The following is a 15767-nucleotide window of genomic DNA, read 5'->3' on the forward strand; positions in this document are numbered from 1 at the left end:
GACAGGCGCACGATCTCGGCGCCGTCGGTGGCCGCGCCCATGCGCGCCTCGATCTCGCGGAAGCGGTCGAGCACCTGGTCGAGCCTGGCCTGTGGAAGTCGCAACGTCGTCGTCCTTTGAAGGGCGCTGTCTCTAGCTGAGACCGCCCGCGCTGCCAAATCCGGGCTATGGTCGGGGCGGAGGAACGCCATGTATCATGAAGGCAATAGGGCGCTGCAGGACGCCTTCGGCAGCCGCGCCCTGGCCGACCGGCTGGTCGAGAAGCTGCGCCACGACCGCTTCACCGAGGCGGACGCCGGGTTCATCGCCGCGCAGAGCTTCTTCTTTCTCGCCACGGCTGACGCCGACGGGCGGCCGGACTGTTCTTTCAAGGGCGGCCCGCCAGGGTTCGTCCGGGTCGTGACGCCCGATCTGCTGGTGTTCCCGGATTACGACGGCAACGGCATGTTCAAGAGCCTGGGCAACATCGCCGCCAATCCCCATGTGGGTCTGCTGTTCATCGCCATGGGCGAGAAGGCGGGGCGGCTGCGGGTGAATGGTCGGGCCGAGGTGGTCGCGGACGATCCGATGATGCCCGAGATGGCCGGCGCGCAACTGCTGGTGAAGGTGACGCCTACCGACATCTTCCCGAACTGCCCGCGCTACATTCCGCAGATGACGGTGGAGGCGACGTCACCCTACGCGCCCGTTGAGGACGCTGCGCCCCTGGAGCCTAAGTGGAAAGCCTTCCCGGATTTCGCCGACGTCGTGCCGCCGCGGCGACGGTAGGCGGAACGCTCCGTGCGACTGCGGGTTTTCAGCCCCGGTGACACACGGAGAACTCAAATGGCGACTGAACGCGTGACAGAACGCAGCGATGGCCTCACCCGCGAGCGCGTTGTCGAGCGCGACGCCGGCGGCACGACCTATGTGGACAGCGGCGGCTCGGGTCTGGGCGGCGTGCTGATCGGCCTGGCCGTGCTGGCCATGGTGGCGATCGTGGCCTTCTTCCTGCTGCAGTCGAACCGGAACGATGCGATCCGCACAGACGCGGTGACCAGCGCGGCTTCGAGTGTGGCGGACAGCGCCTCGAACGCGGCCGAGGGCGTCAGCTCGGCGGCGAACAAGGCCGCCGACGCGGTGGCGCCGAGCAACTAACACCCCGGGTCGGAGCGCAGAGGACCGCCTCGCGGCGCAAAAAAAGGGTCGCGCCGCCATCGCAGCGCGACCCTGTCTTTATCGCCCGCTCTCATAGAGAGTGGGCGGCTCGCGCTAGGCGCGCTCGCCCGTCAGGGCGGCGTTGCCGAACATGCCCAGCTTGCAGTTGCCGGTCATCTTGTCGCCGTCCACCTTGGCCGTGAACTCGAGCTTCATCGGCATCGGGTTGGTGATGTCGGTGCTCCAGGTCAGGGTGTCGCCGTCGATCTTGCCGGTGACTTCCTGCGCGCCCATTTCCGAATCCACCTTGCCGGTGAAGCTGTCGCCGCTGGTGGTGATGCTCACCGCCATGGTGCGCGCGCCCATCGGCGTGTTGATCGTGACTTTCCAGTTGCCGTCCGCGGACATCGTGTCCCTCCCAAGAATTGGACGCGCACCTAAGCGCGTCATGCGGTCGCACGCAAGAGTGACGCGGGCGTCATTTTTGTGTCTTTACCGATGTTATTCGGCCGCGACCGCGACCTTCGCCGCCTCGATCTCGGCGGCGCGCGCCTCCACGAGGGCCACGATGTGCTCGACCATGCCCTCGTTGTCCTGCTTGTGGTCGGGCTTGCCGGCCACATAGACCATGCCCGCGCCCTTGCCGCCGCCGGTGAAGCCCAGGTCGGTCATCAGGGCCTCGCCCGGGCCGTTCACGACGCAGCCGATGATCGACAGGCTCATGGGCGTGGCGATGTGGGCCAGCCGCTGCTCCAGCGCCTCGACGGTCTGGATCACGTTGAAGCCCTGCCGGGCGCACGACGGACAGGCGATGATGTTCACGCCCCGATGGCGCAGGCCCAGGCTCTTCAGGATGTCGAAGCCGACCTTGATCTCCTCCACAGGATCGGCCGCCAGACTGACGCGGATGGTGTCGCCGATGCCGGCCCACAGCAGCGAGCCGATGCCGATGGCGCTCTTTACGGTGCCGGTTCGGGTCGCGCCGGCCTCGGTGACGCCCAGGTGCAGCGGGCAGTCGATCGCCTCGGCGAGCTGCTGATAGGCGGCCACCGTCATGAAAGGGTCTGACGCCTTCACGCTGATCTTGAACTCGTGGAAGTCGTGGTCCTGCAGGATGCGGGCGTGGTTCAACGCGCTCTCGACCATCGCGTCGGGACAGGGCTCGCCGTACTTCTCCAGCAGGTCGCGCTCCAGGGAGCCGGCGTTGACGCCGATGCGCATCGAGCAGCCGTGGTCACGGGCGGCCTGGATGACCTCCTTCACGCGCGAGGCGTTGCCGATGTTGCCCGGATTGATCCGCAAGCAGGCCGCGCCGGCCTGGGCCGCCTCGATGCCACGGCGGTAGTGGAAGTGGATGTCGGCCACGAGCGGGACCTTGGCCGCCTGGGCGATCTGCTTGAACGCCGCGGTGGAGTCCTCGTCCGGGCACGAGACGCGGACGATGTCGGCGCCAGCCTCCTCCAATTGACGGATCTGCTCGATCGTCGCCTTAGCGTCGGCGGTCACCGTGTTCGTCATCGACTGGACCGTGATCGGCGCGTCGCCGCCGACCTCCACATTGCCCACGCGGATCTTGCGGCTCTTGCGCCGGTCGATGGCGCGCCAGGGGCGGATGGCGGTGTGGGCTTCGGTCGTCATGGCGGGCGGGAAAATAGTCTGTCCGAGGGGGAAACCCAACCGCGGCCTATCGCGCCGGCGGCGGAGTTGGATTCGGCGCGGGCGTAGCCTGCGGCGCGGCCGCCACGGGCGCAGGCGCAACGGCGGCCGGCGCGGTCCCGGGCGGGGGCGTCGCGAGCTTGGAGGCGAGCACCTGCTGCGCGGGCAGGACGCCGCGCGACTGGCCGGCGACGAAGACCTGGAAATCGTGCGGCGCCGAGACGTCGAGCGTTAGGCCCGCCAGTTGTGGCACGCGATAGGCCTCGCCTTTCGCCAACTGCCGGGCGAAATAGACCGAGCCGTCCGGACCGCGAACGATGAGCGCGCCGGCCTTGATCGCCTGGACGGTGACGACCGACGAGAGCTGCGGATTGCCGGAGTCGTAGATGCGGCCCTGCGGTGTGAACACCTTGGGCAGGGACGCCAGGTCGACGGGCGGCGGCTCGCCGACGCGATTGGGCGAGGGGGCCGTGGCGTTCGGCTCGCTCAGGACCATCGCCGCGGCCAGCCCCGGCGTCTCGTAGGGCGGCGGTGTGGTGGATTCCACGGGGGCCGGCAGGGGCGAGCCCAGTTCCACGGTGCCGGCCTTCACCTGCTCCAGCGCCTTGGCGGTCTGGACCGGTGGAGCGAGCGGCGGCGGTGGGGCGGCGGCCATCATCGCCCGCTGGGCCACGTTCCAAAGCACGATGGCGATGATCACGATCAGCGCCCCCACCAGGAACGCGGCGACGCGCGGATCCTTCTCGTCGAGGACGCCGACCGGCGCGCGAAGGGGCTCGTCCAGCACCGGCTCGTCGCTCTTGAAACGCTCGGTGGCGAGCTCGGGGTCGAGTCCCAGGGCCGTGGCGTAGGCGCGGATGTAGCCGATCGTGAAGGGGCGGGAGGGCAGCGCATCGAGCTGCATCTCCTCGATGGCTTCGAGATAGGCTCGTCGCACACGGGTGCGCTCGGCCAACTCGGGCAGGGTCAGGCCCTTTTCCTGACGCACGGCGCGCAAGGCTTCGCCAAGCGTGTCGTAGGCGAGCAGCGGGTCAACCGGTGGCGGCGGTCCCGTGTCGGCAGGGGCGTCGATCGTCGCGGGTTCCGCGGAGCCCAGGTTCAACGCCGCGCGCATGCGCCCGCGGGACGTATCGGCCTTCTTCGATGTGCGTTTGCGTAGCACGCGGGTTCCTGGGTCCTGGCCGCCGACAGTGTCGCCGGATTCGGGCGAGGATCAGACGGCGAGGTAGAGTTTGCGCGCCAGGGTTTCAATCTCGTTCCGCACGGATCCGGCGGAGGATTTCAGCAGGGCCGAGACGCCGCGCCGTGCGGCCTCGCGATCGCAGCTCAGCACCATCTGCTTCACCGGCCCGATCCCGGCCGGCGACATCGAGAGCCGCTCGAAGCCTAGCGCGACGAGGGTGAAGGCTTCGAGGGGACGACCCGCCAGCTCGCCGCACACACTGACCGGCGTGCCCGTCTCGGCGCAAGCCCTCTGGATCTCCTGCAGCGCCCGCAGGGCGGGGGGCGAGAGGATATCGTAGCGGTCGGCCACTCTCGGGTTCCCGCGGTCGGCGGCGAACAGGTACTGCATCAGGTCGTTGGTGCCGACGCTGACGAAGTCGGTCATGGGCAGAAGGGCGTCCAGGTGCCAGATCACCGCCGGGGCCTCGATCATGGCGCCGACGTCCAGCCGCGAGGGCGCTGGACGTCCCCGCCGCTGGGCCCAAGCCACTTCCGTATCCACCCACGCTCGCGCCGCGCGGAACTCGTCGACGCTGGAGATAAGGGGGAACATGATCCGCAAGGGACGGCCGCGCGAGGCGGCGATCAGCGCCCGAAGCTGCATCCGCAGGAGGGCGGGCCGGTCGAGGCCCATCCGGATCGCCCGCCAGCCCAGGGCGGGATTCTCCTCTCGCTCGGCCTCCATGTAGGGCACGACCTTGTCGCCGCCCAGATCGAGCGTACGGAAGGTCACCGGCAGGTCGCCGGCGGCGTCCATGACGCGGGAGTAGAGGGCAGTCTGAGCGTTGAAGCGCGGGATCGCTTCCGAGACCATGAACTGGAATTCGGTGCGGAAGAGCCCGATCCCCTCGGCGCCCGTTTCAGCGAGGCTTTCCAGGTCCACGTCGAGGCCAGCGTTCATCAGCAGCGTCACCTTCACCCCATCGCGGGTGAAGGCGGGCGTGTCCTTCAGCTTGGCGAACTCGGCCTGCCGCTGGCGGCGCACGTCCATGCGCGCCTTGATGGCGTTGGCCACGTCCGGCCGTGGCCGCAGGTAGGCCTCGCCCGTTTCGGCGTCGACGATGACGGGGTCGCCCTCGGAGACCTTGTCGCGCAGGCCTGACAGGCGGCCCACGCAGGGGATGTCCAGCGCACGGGCGACGATGGCGGCGTGGCTCGCGGACGAGCCCTCTTCCAGCAGGAGGCCCGCCAGCTTCGAGCGGTCGTATTCGAGCAGGTCCGCGGGACCGAGGTTCCGGGCGATGAGGATCGCGTTCTCGGGCAGGTCGCGGGCCACGCTGCCGTCCCCGGACAGGTGGCGCAGCAGCCGGTCGTTCAGATCCTCGAGATCGTGCAGCCGCTCGCGCAGGTAGGGGTCGCGGGCCTGGCCCAGGCGGGCGCGATGCTCGGAGCGAACCCGTTCGACAGCCGCCTCGGCCGTGAGGCCGTTCTTCACCGCATCCTCGAGGCTGCGGTTCCAGCCCCGGTCGTGCGCGAACATGCGGTAGGTTTCGAGAACTTCGTAGGAGGCGTCGACCAGCCCGTGCTGGCCTTCGAGCATGTTGTCGATCTGGTTCTTCAGCGCTTCGAGCGCGGCCTGCAGACGCGCTTCCTCGGCCACGACGTCGTCCGACAGGAGCTGGGACGAAGCCACCGGCGGCTCGTGCAGGACCGCCACGCCGTAGGCCAGGCCGTCGGCGAACTTCGAGCCCTTGATCCGCTCGGGCCGGCGGGGGGCCAGTTCGACGCCCTCTAGTTCGCCGACGCTGATGAGCTCGCCCGAGGCGACCATCTCGGCCACCACCATGGCGACGATCTGGATGTCCTCGACCTCGTCCTCGGAATAGACCCGCTCGGTGCGGTTCTGCACGACCAGCACGCCGATGGCGCGGCCGCCCCGCAGCAGCGGCACCCCCAGGAAGGCGTGGTAGGGATCTTCGCCCGTTTCCGGACGGTACGAGAAGGCGGGGTGCTCCGGCGCGTCGGCCAGGTTCAGCGGCCGGCCCAGGCGCATGATCTCGCCGACAAGGCCTTCGCCGGGCTTCATCCGGGTGACGTGGACGGCGCTGGAGTCGAGGCCCTCGGTGGCGAACAGCTCCATCTCGCCGTTCGCGCGGCGCAGGTAGATCGAGCAGACCTCGGCCACCATGGAGAGCGCGATGATGCGCACCACCATGTCGAGGCGCTGCTGCGCAGGGCCGCCGCCCGCGAGCGCCTCACGGATCTGCCGGAGCAGACTCCGCTGTCCGCGTATGGCCACTGTCGCCGCCATCCCGAGGTGATGCTCCTCCCGTTTCCTTTTTCGGGTCCCTAACAGTTTTATCTTTCAGAACCGAGACCTAAAGCCTCGCAGGCGAGTGGAAAGCAGGGATTGCTTTCCTGAAGGCATGGCGGTCGCCGGTCCGGGAGACTAGCTTAGATAGGTGGCCCTGGACGACCTTCCCAAGACCCTGGTAACGCCGCCGGCCATCGAGCCGCCGGAAGAGCCGCTGCCGTATTTCCACGCGCTCTGGAAGCTGCTCGACAATCCCATCGAGGCCTGGCCGAAGGCGGTCTACGAGGAGCCGTTCTACGAGCGAGGGGACGAGCGGCAGACGTTCCTCTACGCGTGCGATCCGGCGATGCTGAAGGACATCCTGCTCGACAAGGTCGAGGCATTTCCAAAGGACTGGATGTTCGACCGGGTGACTAAGCCCGCGCTGGGCGAAGGCCTGCTCACCGCCCAGGGGGAGAACTGGCGCTGGCAGCGGCGCGCGGCCGCGCCCGGTTTCCGGCCGGACAACGTCGCCGCCATGACCCCGCTGATGGTCAAGGCGGCCGAGGCGGCTCTGGAGCGCTGGCGTGACAAGGGCGAAGGGGCGCGGCTCGACGTCGCCACCGAGACGACGGCCATCACCTTCCAGGTCATCCTCGACACGATGCTGTCTGGGGGCGAGGGGATCGACGTCGAGGCGGCCGCCGGGAAGATCACCGACTACCTGCAGACCCTCGGCAAGATCACACCGGCCGACCTGCTGCAATGGCCGACCTGGACCCGCGTGGCCCTGGCCCCACGCGGATACCGCGCGATGGTGTTCCTCAAGGCCATGGTCGATCGCATGGTCGCCCGCCGACGCGGCGAGCCCGCGCGCGGCGACCTCGTCGACCTGCTGATGAAGGCCGAAGATCCCGAGAGCGGCCGGCGGATGGACGATATCCTGCTGCGCGACAACCTGCTGACCTTCATCGCCGCCGGCCACGAGACAACGGCGCTGGCCCTGACCTGGTCGCTGTACCTGCTGGGCCTCGACCCCGGCGCCGCAGCCCGGGTTCGCAGGGAAGTCGCGGCGGTGGCCGGCGAGGCCAGCCTCACACAGGAGCACATCGAGCGCCTGACGTTCACGCGGCAGGTCGTGCAGGAGGCGATGCGTCTCTACCCATCGCTGCCCCTGATGAGCCGCATGTGCGCGCAGGACGTCGAAGCCGGTGGTCACCGCGTGAAGAAGGGGACCTTCGTCTTCATCCCGCTCTACGCCATCCATCGGCACCGCCGGCTGTGGCGCGACCCCGACGCGTTCGACCCCGACCGTTTCGGCCCCGCAGAGAGCGCAGGCCGGCACCGCTTCGCCTATCTGCCGTTCGGTGGCGGACCCAGGGTATGCATCGGCCAGGCGTTCGCGCTCACCGAGGCGGTGGCGATCCTGGCCACGCTGGTGCGCGGGGCGACCCTGGAGCCTGACCCCGGCCACCGGATCCGTCCGGTGATGCGCGTGTCCATGCGCCCCCAGGGCGGCATGCCTATGACCCTGCGGCTGCGCTAGGCGGCGGGACGGATCAGCAGGTCTTCGTAGAAGGCGCCGATCGGACGGCTCGGGTGGGCGATCTGGATTTCCAGGATCCACAGGCCGGAGACGGGCACGCCGTCGAACTCGCCGAGCGGGCCGGCCTTGTAGATGGCGTGCGGGAAGTCGCTGACCCGGTGGCCCTTCACCTCCCAGTTCAGGCGCCAGCCCCTGGCCTCGGCCCGGGCGAGGGCGAAGCGGTAGAGGGCGTCGCCCGAGACGCCGTGGTCGCGCCACTGCGCCGCCACTTCGGCCCAGAGGTCGCGCGCGGCCTGGGCGCACGCGTGCATCTCAGCGTCCTCGCCCACCACGAAGGTGTCGCCCGCGTCGCCCTCGTGGCCGTCCCAGACCGCGCCCAGGTCGACATAGAAGATGTCGTCGGGCTGGAGGACGTAGTCGGGCGTGAAGTCGCCGAAGAAGGTTTTCGTGGTGTCGGGGCCGAAGCGGATGACGTTCCGGTGCCACAGGCGCTCCATGCCCATGGCCTCCAGCACCTCCTGGGCGATCTCCCCGCCGCGCCCCTCGCTGATCCCCGGCCGGATTTCGGCGGCGATGCGCCGGACGGCCTCGAAGGTCAGGTCGCGCGCCCGCACCATGGCCGGCAGCGAGAACCTTTCGCCCACCGCCTCGCGGTTCGGATGACGATCTGCGGACATCGCGTTCCCCGTGGATTGATATAAAGATATCCTTATATGAACTTGGCGCGTCGCGCCAGCGCGGCGTTGCTTGAGCTTTCCCCGATCCAGCCCCATCGTCCCGCCCAACGATAAAGACGGGGGAGACGTGATGCGGAAGTGGCTGGCGTTCGCGCTTGCCTGGGCGCTGATCCTGGGCGGTTCCTTCGGCGCCCACCGGGTGCAAACGTCCGGTGGGGCGGTGAAGGTGTCGGAGGTGAGGATCCCGGCGGGGCAGGGCGTCACCGTGTCGGGCCTGCTGTACACGCCCAAGGGCGCCACGGCGGCGAGGCCGGCGCCCGCGGTGCTGGTCAGCCACGGCTACATCAACACCCGCGAGATGCAGAGCCCGTTCGCCATCGAGCTGAGCCGGCGAGGTTTCGTGGTTCTTGCCATGGACATGACGGGGCACGGCTATTCCGGCGGCATCGTGGGGACGGCCGACTTCGGCGGGCCGGCGGCGTTGCGCTATCTCCGCGCGCTGCCGTTCGTGGACCGGGCCAACATCGGCATGGAGGGCCACTCGATGGGCGGTGGCCCGGTCATGGCGGCGGCGGCCGACATTCCGGACGGATACCGGTCGATCGTACTGGAGGGTTCGACCCCCGGCCTGCTGGGCGCCAAGGCCCCGGTCAGCCCCAAGAACCTCGCCGTCGTCTTCGGGCAATACGATGAGTTCGCCGGCCTGATGTGGGGCGTGCCCAAGGGCTCCGAAGTTGCGGCGTCGAAGAAGCTGCAGGCGTTGTTCGGGACCGCCGGACCCGTGCAGGAGGGCCGGCTCTACGGTTCGGTCGCCGATGGCACGGCGCGCATCCTGGCCAACCCGCCGGTGACCCACCCGTGGGAACACTTCTCCAGCGCCGGAGTCGGCGACGCGGTCGACTGGTTCCAGCGCACCCTGCCGACGCCGGCGCCGAAGGCTCCAAGCGACCAGGTCTGGCTGGGCAAGGAGATCGGCACGCTGGTCGCCTTCGTCGGCATGGTCGGCCTGATCCTCGCGACCTTCGACCTCCTGCTGGACCTGCCGGTCTTCGCGCGCCTCGCCCAGGCCCCCGAGCCTGCCGTCGAGCGGCGCGACGGCCGCTGGCTGCTGTCACTCGCCATTACCGCCGCCCTGCCGGCGCTGACCTATTTCCCGCTGATGAAGGTCGGGCAGGTCTTCTTCCCCAACCCGGCGTTCCCGCAGTGGATCCAGAACCAGCTCCTGGTCTGGGCGCTGGGGACGGCGCTCCTGTCCCTGGTCGTCGGCCTCTTCGTGCGGCGCAAGGCCGCCTTCACCAACCGCTGGGGCCTGTCCATCGCGGCGGCGGTGGCGACCATGGCGATGGCCTATCTCTCGCTCGTCCTCGTCGACCAGTGGTTCAAGACCGACTACCGCTTCTGGGTGCTGGGGCTGAAGCCGCTGGACGCCGCCCGCTCGATGCAGCTTCCGGGCTACCTGATCCTGTGGAGCGTTTTCTTCCTGATCGCCATCCGGTCCTTCTGCGCCAGCATCCCGGTGCGTGGCGAAGGACTGCTGACCGCCGTCTCGTGGGGCAAGGTCGCGATGGCCTTGGGCTTCGGCGTTCTGGTGGCCTGGGAGTACGCCACCCTATTCGCCACGGGCCTGCTGGCCACGCCGACCGAGCCGCTGAACGTGATCGTGGCGATCCAGTTCGTGCCGCTGCTGGGCGTGGTCGGGATCATCGCGGCGTGGACCTATCGGCGGACGAACTCCTACGTTCCCGGCGCACTGATCTGCGCGATCCTGATCAGTTGGTACGTGACATCGGGCACCGCCAACCACTGGCAGCCGGGCTTCACGCCGCAGCTTCCGGGCGCGGCGGCGAAGCGGTGATGCGATAGGCGCACCGGCGTCCGCCGGCCAGGATGTGCTCGACCCGCTCGATCGTCACGTCGTCGCCAAGGGCGCGACGGAAGACCAGCATCTCGGCGCGGCAGAATCCCTGGCAGGCGGCCGCCGCCGCGCAGATCGGGCAGTGGTTTTCCACGAAGAGGAAGCCGCCGCCAGGGTCGGGCGACCAGTCGGCCATGTAGCCTTCCGCCGTCCGAATTTCCGACAGGCGGGCGACGCGGGATTCCAGGCTCCGCGCATCGGCCATCGCCTGGACATAGATGTTCGCCGTCACCGCTTCGCGGCGGGCGATCATGCGTTCGACGCCCGCCTCGCCGAACTCGGCGCGTAAGGCGTCCAGCATTTCCAGCGTGAGCTGGGCGTGGGTATCGGGAAACCGCGCCTGCGCCGCCGGCGTCAGCGACCAGACGCGGCGGGGGCGGCCCACGCCGCGGCGCTCGTCCGCGTGGCCGACCAGTCCTTCGCTCACCAACCGCTCGAGGTGCTGCAAAACGGCCTGCCGGCTGATATCGAGCGCGCCGGCAAGCGCCAGGGTCTCGGCCGGGCCCCGGGTCTTGAGCTGGAACAGGATGCGGTCGGCCGGCGTGTGCATTTGACAATCAATTCATTGCAAAATTACGCGACGGCGTCTACTCGAATTTGACATGTCCGAGGTTGCGAAAATCGACGAGGCTCGCCTCAACACCTGGGGCGACCTGCTGGCCGAGGGGCGGCTACCGCGGTTCGCGCTGATCTGCCTGGGCGTCTGGCTGAACGCCGCCGACAGTTTGGTGACCGCCACCATCCTGCCCAGCGTGGGAGCCGACCTCGGGGGCTATGCCTATTTCTCCTGGGCCACGGCGGGTTTCTTCGTCGGCGCGATCCTGGCGGGCGCCAGCGCGGGACGCCTGTCCGAGATCTTCGGCCTGCGCTCGGCGACCGCCCTCGCCGGGGTGGTCATGGTGCTGGGCTGCGTGATGAGCGCAGCAGCGCCCGACGTGTTCACCTTCCTCGGCGGCCGCCTTGTGCAGGGCCTGGGCAGCGGGTGGATTTCAGGCTTCGCCATGGTGGCCATCGCCATGCTGTTTCCCGAGCGGCACTTGGCCCGGGTCTTTGCGGCGGTCACCTTCATCTGGGGAATCGCCACCGTCCTGGGCCCCCTGTTCGGCGGGGTGGTGGTCGAGGCTGGCCACTGGCGGGACGTCTTCTGGCTCTTCGCCGTCCAGGCGGGGGTCTTCAGCCTCGCCGGCCTCTGGATGCTGGGAGGCTCGGCGAGGGCGTCGGGCGGCCCGGGCATTCCGTGGATGCAACTCGGCGTGCTGGGCGTCGCGGTGGCGGCAATCGCCGTCGCGGACCTGGCGCGCTCGCCCGTCGGCTCCATCGGGCTGGTCCTGCTGGGGCTTGCGGTACTGGTGCTCCTGGTCTGGCTGGACGGCAGGGCCCGCGTGCGCCTGCTGCCGCACCGGGCCGGGGACCTGACGACCGTCTGCGGTTCGGGGTACCTCGCCATGTTCGCCCTGACCGCCGCGTCGATGGGCTTCGCCATCTACGGCCCGCCGATCCTGCAGCACCTGCGCGGCTTCTCGCCGCTCGCGGCCGGCTACGCCATCGGCGCGGAGTCCATGGCCTGGACGGTGGCGGCCATGGCCGTCGCCGGCGCTACCGGGGCCTGGGACACGCGCTGGACGCGCTTCGGCGTCCTGCTGCTGGTGGCGAGTCTCGCGATCCTGGCGCTCACCATGGCCGACGGACATTTCGCCTGGGTGCTCACCGGCGGATCGCTGCTGGGCGCAGCCTTCGGCTTCTCCTGGGCCTTTATGAGCCGCAGGCTGCTCGCCGCGCTGGCGGACGAGGACCGGGCCATCGGTTCGTCGGCGATCATGGCGGTGCGCCAGACCGGTGGCGCGGTCGGCGCGGCAATCTCGGGCGTAGCCGCGAACCTGGTCGGATTCTCGGCCGGGCTCACCGACGCCAGCGCGCGCGGCGCAGGGTTCTGGGTGTTCGCCGCGGTGATCCCGCTGGCGCTGCTGGGCGTGTGGGCGACGTTCCGGATGACGGGTTCCGCGAAGGCGGTCGCTCAGGAGGCGTCTTAACGTCGCGCCAGGATTGCATTTTGCGCCCGGCGCCGCTTTGATCCGCCCTTGTGAGTCGGGGCGCTGAACAGCTTATCGAGCCCATGACCCGGCGTGATCGGGTCCTCGCGGCGCTATCGTTCAATTTCCTTCTCGACGAGATGGCCAACGGCATCGGCGGCCTCGATCCGCTGGACGCGCTTCTCGTCCTGGCGATCAACCAGGCGAACATCGCGCCGCTGACCCGCGACCCCGAGGCCCGCGCCCGGTATGGCGACATCAACGCCCCGGCGCCCGACGACGAGCGCCGGCCGGTCAGCATCAATGCGGTGGCCGCGTCGCTAGGCCTCGCGTTCGAGACGGTGCGGCGGCGCATCCGCCGCCTGACGGCGGCCCAGGTCTGCCAGCTCTCGGGCGAAGGCGTCGTCGTCCCGGCCAGCTTCCTCATCTCGCCAGGCTACGTGGCGTCGGTCATGCAAGGTCACGAGCGGCTGCGCCGGTTCTATTTCGAGCTGAAGGCGGCGGGGCTTCTCGACGGATTGCCGGCGCCCAATTTCGAGACCGACAGCGTGCCCGTGCGGGCCGCCGCGCGGCTGCTCGCGGACTATCTGCTGCGCGCCTGCGAAGGCCTGATGCGCGAGAGCGGCAACGCGATCTCCGTAATGCTGCTCGTGGCGCTGCTCGCTCCGGCGCTGGCGGACGAGGGCCGCGCCAGCGGCGCGCCCCGGACCATCTCGGTGCGCGGCGTAGCGATGCGCTTGAAGCTTTCGGCGGAGACCGCGCGGCGACATTGCGCGGAACTCGCCGAGGACGGCCTTTGCATCCGGGCGTCGGGGGGGACGCTTGTCCCGGAAGACGCACTTGGTCGACCGGGCCTGCGCCTGCTGCTCGCGGAGAACGCCGCCAACGTGCAGCGCCTTATGGCCGGCCTTGCGGAGCGGGGCGTGGTCCAGGCCTGGGAAGCCGCCCGGGCTTAGCCTGCGCGGCCGGCGGATCCACCCCGCGGAACGACCTTGAACCTAGAGCTGGTCCAGGCCGTAGGCGGCGTGCAGGGCGCGCACGGCCAGCTCGGTGTAGGCGGCGTCGATCAGCACGCTGATCTTGATCTCGGAGGTCGAGATCACCTGGATGTTCACGCCCTTCTCGGCCAGCGCCTGGAACATGGTCTTGGCGACGCCAGTGTGGCTGCGCATGCCGACCCCGATCACCGACACCTTGGCCACGTCCTCGTTCACCCGCACGTCCTCGAAGCCGATCTGCGGCTGGGCGGCGCGGATGATCTCGACCGCGCGCTGGGCGTCGCGCTTGCCGACCGTGAACTCCATGTTCGCGGTGTCGACGGTGCGCGCGTGGCTCTGGACGATCATGTCCACGTTCACGTTCGCATCCGCCAGGGCGCCGAAGATCATCGAGGACACGCCGGGATGGTCGGGCAGGCCGAAGAGGCTGATCTTCGCCTCGTCGCGGCTGTAGGCCACGCCGCTCACGATCCGCTTCTCCAAGATCTCCTCCTCGTCGCACACGATGGTGCCTTGGCCGGGCGCTTCGCCGGGCTCGACAAAACTGGAAAGCACCCGGACGGGCACGTTGTAGGCCATGGCGAGCTCGACCGATCGGGTCTGCAGCACCTTGGCGCCCAGCGAAGCCATCTCCAGCATCTCCTCGTAGGAGATCTTGGCCAGCTTGCGGGCCTTCTGTTCGATCCGCGGGTCGGTCGTGTAGACGCCGTCCACGTCGGTATAGATGTCGCACGCCGCGCCGAGGGCGGCCGCGATCGCCACGGCGCTGGTATCGGAGCCGCCGCGGCCCAGGGTGGCGATGCGGCCGTCGCGCGTGACGCCCTGGAAGCCCGCGATCACCGCCACCTCGCCGGAGTCGAGCGCCGCGGCCAGCTTGTCGGGCTGGATGTCGTCGATGCGCGACTTGCCGTGGGCGTCGTCTGCAATGATGGGGATCTGCCAGCCCATCCACGAGCGCGCCGGCAGACCCATGTTGCGCAGGGTCATGGCCAGCAGGCCAGCGGTCACCTGTTCGCCCGAAGCCACCACCACGTCGTACTCGTCGTCGGACGGCGGCAAGCCCTGGGCGGCCGCGCCTGCGCCGTCGGTCCAGGCCACCAGCTCGTTCGTCTTGCCCGCCATGGCCGAAACCACCACGGCCACCTTGTGGCCGGCGGCCACCTCGGCCGCCACGAGCCGTCCCACGCGCCGGATACGTTCCAGGTCGGCCACCGAAGTGCCGCCGAATTTCATCACCAGCCGGGACATGGCTCTCGCGTGTTGCTGCGCCGCCGAAGGGCGGTGCGTCATAGCGGCCAAGGTGCGGCGCCGCAACGCCCAGAATCTTCCAATTCCGCGCGTCATGCGGCCGCGCCGCGGGCAATCCGTGCCCTGCTTTTCAGCCATCGCCGACCTTTTGGGGCCGCTCGGTGGTCCGCATGTCGGCGCCTCGCGACGCAACGCTGCGCACTTCGCTCCGGCCGGGATGAGGGGTAAAGAGCGGCGGATGACCGCCTCTTCCTCCATCGATCCCGCCGAGGTCGAACGCTTCTCGCGCATTGCGGCCGAGTGGTGGGATCCGCGCGGCAAGTTCGCGCCCCTGCACAAGTTCAACCCGGTGCGCCTGGCCTTCATCCGCGACCAGGCGCTCTACCGCTTTCAGCGCGACGCCCAGGCGCGGCGACCGTTCGAGGGCCTGCGCCTGCTGGACATCGGCTGCGGCGGCGGCCTGCTGAGCGAACCGATGACCCGGCTGGGGTTCCAGGTCGTGGGCGTCGACGCCTCGGAACGCAACATCGGCACTGCCTCGGCCCACGCAGCCGAGCAGGGCCTGGCGATCGACTACCGCGCGTCGACGGCCGAGGCGCTGGTGGCGGCGGGCGAGCCGTCGTTCGACGTGATCCTGAACATGGAGGTCATCGAGCACGTGGCCGACCCCGGCGAGTACCTTCGCTCGTGCGCGAGCCTGCTGAAGCCGGGCGGCCTGATGATCGTCGCCACTATGAACCGTACGCTGAAGGCGCTGGCCCTGGCGAAGATCGGCGCCGAATACGTCCTGCGCTGGCTGCCGGCGGGCACGCACGACTGGTCGAAGTTCCTGAAGCCGGGAGAAATCCGCGACTTCCTGTCCGGACAGCCCGTCGTTGTGGACGGGCCCTTCGGAGTCGTATTCAACCCGCTGACGGGCCGATGGACGGAATCGGCCGACACAGACGTGAACTACATGATGACCGTGGTCCGCGACGCGGCGTGATGGGGCGCGCTGCCGCGGCTTGGGGCGACCTAAGGAGTTTCGATGCCTTCGCTTCGCGTGCTGGGACACGCCTTCCGCGCCTGGCGCCGGAACAAGACGTGGGCCAAGCATGAGCCCG

General features: G+C 69.3%; 15 protein-coding genes. 7 read left to right on the forward strand and 8 right to left on the reverse strand.

Features of this window, described 5'->3' with window-relative positions; genetic code table 11:
• Positions 1-104, reverse strand: a 104-nt coding sequence (locus Q0L11_RS24315) for a hypothetical protein (protein ID WP_296600801.1), incomplete at its 3' end; no start/stop codon positions are given.
• Between the two features lie 85 nt (positions 105-189).
• On the opposite strand from Q0L11_RS24315, the gene Q0L11_RS24320 reads away from it, so the two are divergent.
• Together Q0L11_RS24320 and Q0L11_RS24325 are read left to right on the forward strand one after the other, a co-directional pair.
• Positions 190-768, forward strand: coding sequence for a pyridoxamine 5'-phosphate oxidase family protein (locus Q0L11_RS24320; protein WP_296600782.1), 579 nt, complete (start codon positions 190-192; stop codon positions 766-768).
• Between the two features lie 57 nt (positions 769-825).
• On the forward strand, positions 826-1137 hold the full coding sequence (locus tag Q0L11_RS24325) for a hypothetical protein (RefSeq protein WP_296600784.1): 312 nt from the start codon (positions 826-828) through the stop codon (positions 1135-1137).
• 114 nt (positions 1138-1251) lie between these two features.
• On the opposite strand, the gene Q0L11_RS24330 is transcribed toward Q0L11_RS24325, so the two are convergent.
• The 4 genes from Q0L11_RS24330 to ptsP all read right to left on the reverse strand — a co-directional run bounded on the left by Q0L11_RS24330 (position 1252) and on the right by ptsP (position 6268).
• On the reverse strand, positions 1252-1545 hold the full coding sequence (locus Q0L11_RS24330; RefSeq protein ID WP_296600785.1) for a hypothetical protein: 294 nt from the start codon (positions 1543-1545) through the stop codon (positions 1252-1254).
• A 93-nt stretch (positions 1546-1638) separates the two neighbouring features.
• Entirely contained in the window at positions 1639-2775 is a 1137-nt protein-coding gene (gene ispG / locus Q0L11_RS24335; RefSeq protein ID WP_296600786.1) for a flavodoxin-dependent (E)-4-hydroxy-3-methylbut-2-enyl-diphosphate synthase, read from the reverse strand.
• A gap of 46 nt (positions 2776-2821) precedes the next feature.
• A complete protein-coding gene (locus Q0L11_RS24340; protein ID WP_296600787.1) occupies positions 2822-3955 on the reverse strand; it encodes a helix-turn-helix domain-containing protein in 1134 nt (377 codons plus the stop codon).
• A gap of 51 nt (positions 3956-4006) precedes the next feature.
• Positions 4007-6268: a phosphoenolpyruvate--protein phosphotransferase gene (ptsP, locus tag Q0L11_RS24345; RefSeq protein ID WP_296600789.1), complete on the reverse strand. Its 2262-nt coding sequence runs from the start codon at positions 6266-6268 to the stop codon at positions 4007-4009.
• A gap of 151 nt (positions 6269-6419) precedes the next feature.
• Here ptsP and Q0L11_RS24350 point away from each other — a divergent pair, with 151 nt between their 5' ends.
• Positions 6420-7796: a cytochrome P450 gene (locus tag Q0L11_RS24350; protein ID WP_296600791.1), complete on the forward strand. Its 1377-nt coding sequence runs from the start codon at positions 6420-6422 to the stop codon at positions 7794-7796.
• Here Q0L11_RS24350 and Q0L11_RS24355 read toward each other — a convergent pair.
• Complete coding sequence (locus Q0L11_RS24355) at positions 7793-8473, reverse strand: M24 family metallopeptidase (RefSeq protein ID WP_296600792.1); 681 nt, start codon at positions 8471-8473, stop codon at positions 7793-7795. The two genes, Q0L11_RS24350 and Q0L11_RS24355, sit on opposite strands and share 4 nt — an antisense overlap.
• Positions 8474-8603: 130 nt before the next feature.
• Between Q0L11_RS24355 and Q0L11_RS24360 the strand changes: the two genes are divergently transcribed.
• Positions 8604-10328 carry an alpha/beta fold hydrolase gene (locus Q0L11_RS24360; RefSeq protein ID WP_296600793.1) on the forward strand — a complete coding sequence of 575 codons (1725 nt, stop codon included), beginning with the start codon at positions 8604-8606 and terminating at the stop codon, positions 10326-10328.
• Here the strand turns inward: Q0L11_RS24360 and Q0L11_RS24365 are convergent.
• On the reverse strand, positions 10291-10938 hold the full coding sequence (locus tag Q0L11_RS24365; protein ID WP_296600794.1) for a winged helix-turn-helix transcriptional regulator: 648 nt from the start codon (positions 10936-10938) through the stop codon (positions 10291-10293). The two genes, Q0L11_RS24360 and Q0L11_RS24365, sit on opposite strands and share 38 nt — an antisense overlap.
• 52 nt (positions 10939-10990) lie before the next feature.
• On the opposite strand from Q0L11_RS24365, the gene Q0L11_RS24370 reads away from it, so the two are divergent.
• The gene (locus tag Q0L11_RS24370) at positions 10991-12418 is read left to right on the forward strand and encodes an MFS transporter (RefSeq protein ID WP_296600795.1); all 1428 of its coding nucleotides are present in this window, start codon (positions 10991-10993) and stop codon (positions 12416-12418) included.
• Between the two features lie 83 nt (positions 12419-12501).
• Positions 12502-13374 (forward strand): DeoR family transcriptional regulator, encoded by an 873-nt coding sequence (locus Q0L11_RS24375; protein ID WP_296600796.1) that lies wholly within the window; start codon positions 12502-12504, stop codon positions 13372-13374.
• 42 nt (positions 13375-13416) lie between these two features.
• Here Q0L11_RS24375 and Q0L11_RS24380 read toward each other — a convergent pair whose 3' ends face one another.
• Positions 13417-14664, reverse strand: coding sequence for an aspartate kinase (locus Q0L11_RS24380; RefSeq protein ID WP_296600797.1), 1248 nt, complete (start codon positions 14662-14664; stop codon positions 13417-13419).
• 238 nt (positions 14665-14902) lie between these two features.
• On the opposite strand from Q0L11_RS24380, the gene ubiG reads away from it, so the two are divergent.
• A complete protein-coding gene (gene ubiG, locus Q0L11_RS24385; protein WP_296600799.1) occupies positions 14903-15649 on the forward strand; it encodes a bifunctional 2-polyprenyl-6-hydroxyphenol methylase/3-demethylubiquinol 3-O-methyltransferase UbiG in 747 nt (248 codons plus the stop codon).
• Positions 15650-15767 lie beyond the last annotated feature (118 nt).

This window comes from Phenylobacterium sp., assembly GCF_024508875.1.
Taxonomy (GTDB): Bacteria; Pseudomonadota; Alphaproteobacteria; order Caulobacterales; family Caulobacteraceae; genus Phenylobacterium.